General features: G+C 44.7%; 4 protein-coding genes. 1 reads left to right on the plus strand and 3 read right to left on the minus strand.

Features of this window, described 5'->3' with window-relative positions; translation table 11 throughout:
* The first annotated feature begins 372 nt into the window (after positions 1-372).
* Positions 373-1,953, plus strand: a complete 1,581-nt coding sequence (locus H6G26_RS37855; RefSeq protein ID WP_190736799.1) for a reverse transcriptase domain-containing protein — start codon at positions 373-375, stop codon at positions 1,951-1,953.
* Positions 1,954-2,034: 81 nt separating this feature from the next.
* On the opposite strand, the gene H6G26_RS37860 is transcribed toward H6G26_RS37855, so the two are convergent.
* The 3 genes from H6G26_RS37860 to H6G26_RS37870 all read right to left on the minus strand — a co-directional run.
* Positions 2,035-4,584, minus strand: coding sequence for a strawberry notch-like NTP hydrolase domain-containing protein (locus H6G26_RS37860; RefSeq protein WP_190736800.1), 2,550 nt, complete (start codon positions 4,582-4,584; stop codon positions 2,035-2,037).
* Between the two features lie 57 nt (positions 4,585-4,641).
* A complete protein-coding gene (locus tag H6G26_RS37865; protein ID WP_190736802.1) occupies positions 4,642-5,037 on the minus strand; it encodes a hypothetical protein in 396 nt (131 codons plus the stop codon).
* Positions 5,038-5,099: 62 nt separating this feature from the next.
* Positions 5,100-5,532: hypothetical protein (locus H6G26_RS37870; RefSeq protein WP_190736805.1), on the minus strand; the 433-nt coding region annotated here is incomplete at its 5' end.

Raw genomic sequence — 5,532 nt, forward strand, 5'->3', positions numbered from 1 at the left:
AGGGCGCAATCAGATGACCGTTGCGGGTTGACACTGGCGCTAACAGGGAGTTCCTACGGTGAAACCGGGTCTAGAAAAGCAACTTATTTCAGAGCAGGGCGCAACACAAAAAATCCCTGACTTTACTGGAGAATTAATTCCCGCCGTATTTCCATTTTCAATAACGGCAAGAGTCCAGGGAATCCAGTAGTTGAACTGACCACGCCTAACGGAACAATCAATCTCTCCGAGGGAACGAATAAAAACGAGTTGTGGGTCAAGGGGTAGTCGAACCCCAAGTAGTCCAGACGAGCGGAGGAATCCCCACAATTCGGGTAGGACAGACCGTAATTGGTCTGAGGTGTTCAGAATACACAAACCAGAGAAGAGAAAATGATTAGACACAGTTACAAAACTAGTGAATCTTGGAAAGCCTTACAGTGGAAGAAATTCCGCCGAAATCTTTTCCGCCTTCAAAAGCGCGTGTATAAAGCTGTTCAAGTTGGAGACAAGCGGAAAGCTAGGTCACTCCAAAAGCTTATTCTAAAATCCACCTCGGCTCGATTTCTTGCAATAAGACAAGTATCTCAGCTAAACGCTGGTAAAAAGACGGCTGGTATCGATGGTAAGAAATCCCTATCATTCGAGGAACGCTTCAAACTTGAAGAATTACTGAGAATGAACAGTGGAAATTGGAAGCATCAAGGACTACGGGAAATCCCCATCCCTAAAAAGGACGGAACTACCAGAATGCTTAAGATACCTACCATCGCGGATAGAGCTTGGCAATGCCTAGCAAAATATGCACTCGAACCAGCACACGAAGCTACTTTCCACGCTAGGAGTTACGGGTTTAGAACTGGGCGCTCTGCCCACGATGCACAAAAGTACATCTTTGATAACCTCAACTCCAAGGCTAATGGAATAGAAAAACGAGTCATTGAACTCGATATCGAAAAGTGCTTCGACAGAATAAATCACTCAGCAATAATGGATGAACTCATATCCCCCAAAGGCTTAAAACTCGGTATCTTTCGATGCCTCAAGGCAGGGGTAAATCCAGAATTTCCTGAACAAGGAACCCCACAAGGGGGAGTGGTCAGCCCATTATTAGCAAATATTGCGCTCAACGGAATTGAGAGTATACACAGATACCATTACAACTACAAACAAGGTTGCAAGGTACACGAGAAGACTTTAAATAAGTCAATCATAGAACCATCAGTCCGATACGCGGATGACATGATTATTATACTCCGACCCGAAGATGATGCAACAGAGATACTTGAAAGAATCAGCGAGTTCCTCCGCAAACGCGGAATGCAAGTAAGCCAAAAGAAAACCAAAGTTACCGCCGCGACAGATGGGTTTGATTTCCTCGGCTGGCACTTCAAAGTCCAGACAAACGGAAAGTTCAGAAGCATCCCATCAGTGGATAACTTCAAAGCTTTTCGTAAGAAAGTAAAACACATCGTCAACAACTCGAATTATGGTGCTACCACAAAGGCTCAGAAATTAGCCCCGGTAGTTAGAGGCTGGAGAAACTACCATAAGTTCTGCAAGATGGACGGTTCCAGGAACTCCCTGTACCACATCCAAATAAGAGCTTACAAGGTATTTAACAGGGAAACCAAACAAAATCGCCACTCTAGTAAGAAACTACTAGACAAAGCGTTTCCAGCAGTCCCATACTCCGAAAACAAACACGTTTCTGTCAAAGGAACAAAATCCCCCTATGACGGAGATACAGCCTATTGGAGCGAACGTAACAGTAAACTCTATGATGGCGAAACTTCTTTTGCTCTTAAGAAGCAAAACCATAGATGTGCTTCCTGCGGCTTAAAGTTCATCGATGAGGAACGGGTTCACCTGCATCACATCGACGGAAATCACGCCAACTGGAAGAAAAATAATCTGGAAGCAATTCATGAGAGTTGCCACGATTACAAACACATGAGCAAAAGCGCAAGCTGAGAACATCGGAAGCTGGGTGCGGTGAAAGTCGCACGCCCAGATTTAACAGAGAGGTGCCCCGGATAATACCGGGCATCGACTCTAACGAATGGGGAAAGCACTCATCAGGTAATCCATAACGTATTCCCGTGGGGTCAAGTCAAGATTGAGATCCTTCCATTCGGAAGCCGGAACTTCATCAAGTCGTCGTTTCAAAAGTTCTTCATTAGTCGAAACTATTTGAATGACAACTGCAAGACCTTGGACTAAATCCTGCTCAATCGCTTTGATCAGGGTAGGGCATTTCATGCCAGTCAACAGATGGTTGAAGAATCTTTGCTTGTGTGACTCGAACTGAGACACCGCGCTCATCTTTGCAGCACGGTTGTAAGTCTTGTCACCAGAGATATTACAAGCTTCCAAAGCTCTATCTAAATTATGGTGAATAACTTGAAAAGCATCAGAATAGCTGTTATAAATCCGTTCCTGCGTGGGCGTTAACTCAATTTCGAGAGTCTGATACTCCACCCCCTCAAACGAGAGACTCCGCGCCAGATACAGTCCCAAAGCCTTGAGATCCCTGGCTACGATTTCCATCGCGGCAATACCACCGCCCTCAATGGATTCCACAAAATCCTCACGGGAGCTAAACGGGAAATCTCCAGTCTGCCAAAGCCCCAGGCGATTTGCATAAGATAGGTTAGAAACCTTCGTCGCTCCGGTCGCAGAGACATAGACAACCCGTGCCTGCGGTAATGCGTTTTGCAACCTCAGCCCAACAATGCCTTGCTGGGATGCTGCAACCATACCGAGTTTACCCTCTTGAGCCATTGCATTGCCCATACTGTGGCATTCGTCGAAAGCGATCGCTCCCTCAAAGTCCTTGCCTGCCCATTCAACAATTTGCTTAAGCCGACTTTTACCATTCTTTTGAGAACGTAGAGTAGAGTACGTGCAGAACAGAATACCTTGGGTGAAAGAAATGGGGTCGCCAAGTTTGATATTTGAGAGGTCGATAATGTCTTTTGCATCACCTCCTAAAACACACCAGTCTCTACGGGCATCTTCAACTAAGGCAGAATTTTTGGATACCCAAATTGCTTTTCTTCGCCTCTGACACCAGTTGTCGAGGATGATTCCTGCACACTGTCTTCCTTTCCCCGCACCTGTCCCATCGCCCAAGAACCAGCCACGACGAAATTTTATGGTATTTTCTTCATTATTTCCCGCTACAGTCACATTATCCCATGAATCATCAACAATATAAGACCCAGACAGAAATTCACAGTGCGCTTGACCTGCGTAAATCACACTTTCAAGTTGTGCTTCAGATAACTTGCCTTGTAAGACAATGTTTTGTGGGAGATGTGGTTTGTAAGTGGGAGCCGGAGGCGATACTAATGCCATTCCCGCACTCTCACAGAGTAGCGACGGATGAGGTAAAGCATCTTTAATTCTGATTCGTTGTGGGCGATAGGTTTCATATAAAGTATCTTTGAGTCCTTCAGTAGCAGACCATTCGACGACTTCGTATTCCAGCACTACTATGTCATCTGGAAGAAAGGAAACTGTTTCTGGTTGTGCAACTGTAGTACGTTTTGGCAATTGAACAACTTTTGCCTTCGTCGCAGCTTTGATATTTGAGCGTTCCCACGGAGATCGCTGTGGCAGATGCTGAATCAACGCCAGCAGTTCGGGCAAGTCCAAGGTTTCGGAAATACAGGGGATTTGCCTGTGATTATCAGCCGGAACCTTGTCAATTACTGTGATTCTGGTGTCGATTTGTGTACCATGTTTTGAGTAAACCTTGCCGTTAACCCCGACTGACATTAAAACTCGTGCCTTCTCCTGCCACCTAACAAAAGTCTCTCGCCAGCTTGGGTTAGCCGGAGAGAACCAGTTGGCTGTGATTGTTACCAGCCGTCCACCGTCAGCCAGTCTTTGCAATGCCGAGTTTATGTGGCGAGGGGTTGCTTGACTGTTGCGACTGTTGATTTTCGGGGACGACGAAAACGGTGGATTCATCAGAACAACCGAAGGCTGAGAAATGCGGGCTAAATAATCGTTGATTTGTTCGGCGTTGACCCCAAATAGTGGAGTGCCGGGAAACAACCGACGCAGAATCTTCGATCTATCGGGTGCAAGCTCGTTGAGCATCAGACTTGCACCCCTAAGTTTAGCCATTTGTGCTAACAGACCAGTTCCGGCACTTGGCTCCAGAATCAAATCATCAGCCTTTATAAATCCTGCTTTGGCTACCAGATAAGCAAGCGGCAACGGTGTCGAGAATTGCTGAAGCTGTACTGACTCTTCACTGCGCCGTGTTTGCGTTGGGCAGAGGGCTACTAACTTCTCCAATTCCAATAATACTGTTAGCGGCGACTCTAATAAGAGCTTGTAACCTTTTTGACGCAGATATAATATTTGCGCCACTTCCACTGCCTCGTAAGCATCTTTCCACTGCCATGCGCTCTCTGCTGCCGTGCCGTGAAAGTGGCGATTCATCTGGGACTGAATTGTTTTCGTAGAAAGAGGGCGATTCTCAAGCAGTGGTTTTAAAAGCTCTTGGGCAACATTAATAACTGACTGCCCATAATCGATTACTGTTTGCAAATCGAATAAAGAACCTTGAGTGAAAAGTTGCTGTACCATTGGGCTATATAATTTTAATTTTCACTCTCGCTGTGGCGCAGCCTTAACTGTGTTGGGTTAACTCTCGAATAACCTCAATTGTCGAGAGAATATTTCTCGTTTGTTCTCTCTGTGTATTGCTCTAGAGGCTGTGTTTAAACTGCAAGCCATTTCCCACCACCAACTAGCTACTGGAATACCTTGCTCATTCATAAAATTAGCGTATTGATTCAAGTAATCAACAGCTTTCAAAAAATGTGTGTAACATTCAAATGCCAAGTAATTCAACTCGTGCCTAACTCTGATTTTTATGCGAGTATTAGACCGAATCCAGATAATAGAGTGCCAAGTTTTTTCATATCGCTCGGCACAATTAACAGCAATTGCTAACTCTGATTTTGCTGCTTCTAGCAGGAAATGATTGCCTGGAATGTGATTTAAGGCAACTGATAGACAACAATATGTAGCGTTCACTATTTTTCAAAAAAGTAAGTTTAACCTCCGTTGATCAATCGGAGGCTATAGTCGAGTAACTTTTATGCAGCTTTACGCGGTCTGCCTGGCTTGCGCTTGCCTGAAGAATTTACATCAGCCTTTTTAGTTTTCGGTGATTTGTTGGCAGCATTGTTAGCTTTATTTGAACGACTAGTACGTTTTGATTGTGGCGAAATTTCTTTAACTGGAGGCAGTAATCTTAATGTGGGGAATGAGAGAATAACTGCTTCATTACTTGTACGATGAACAATTTCATCTTCTAACGTCCAAGGATCTGGCAATTTTTCAAAAGTCCGAGCTTGTGGTGTGCTTACTTCTGATACTGATGGAATTGTAGAAGCAGCTATATTTACATTGGTAACTGAAACCACATTACTAGCGTAAGGAGCCGATACAAATAGTCCACTAATGAACTGGAATATAACGAGAGTAACAAATGCCCAAAAGATGGCTACTATTGCCAGGGTAAGTAGA

Source organism: Nostoc sp. FACHB-888, assembly GCF_014696655.1.
Lineage (GTDB): Bacteria > Cyanobacteriota > Cyanobacteriia > Cyanobacteriales > Nostocaceae > Nostoc.

Bases quoted from the DNA above. Each gene is read 5' to 3' on its own strand.
- H6G26_RS37860 (WP_190736800.1), bottom strand. From the start codon at position 4,584: ATGGTACAGCAACTTTTCACTCAAGGTTCTTTATTCGATTTGCAAACA.
- H6G26_RS37855 (WP_190736799.1), top strand. From the start codon at position 373: ATGATTAGACACAGTTACAAAACTAGTGAATCTTGGAAAGCCTTACAG.